This is a genomic window from Pantoea sp. MHSD4 (genome assembly GCF_021043305.1).
GTDB classification, from domain to species: domain Bacteria; phylum Pseudomonadota; class Gammaproteobacteria; order Enterobacterales; family Enterobacteriaceae; genus Pantoea; species Pantoea eucalypti.
The window spans coordinates 1-219 of the sequence record NZ_JAJNDH010000039.1; the positions used below are offsets into that span (position 1 = coordinate 1).

The following is a 219-nucleotide window of genomic DNA, read 5'->3' on the forward strand; positions in this document are numbered from 1 at the left end:
CGGCGTTTCACTTCTGAGTTCGGCATGGGGTCAGGTGGGACCACCGCGCTAAAGCCGCCAGGCAAATTCTTTGTGCACGAAACGAATCTTTTACGTCATGACCGCGTTGCCATCGCTCAGCCACACCGGTCACATACTTCAGTATGCTCCCGCTGATGTCTTCGCTCTGCGCCTCGTCACGCCGCAAAATCTTTCGTTTCCGCAAATTATTATCCGGTA

General features: G+C 53.9%; 1 rRNA gene. It reads right to left on the bottom strand.

What is annotated here, in order from left to right:
* A 5S ribosomal RNA gene (gene rrf, locus LQK91_RS22165) occupies positions 1-62 on the bottom strand; the annotation flags it as partial.
* Between the last annotated feature and the right edge of the window lie 157 nt (positions 63-219).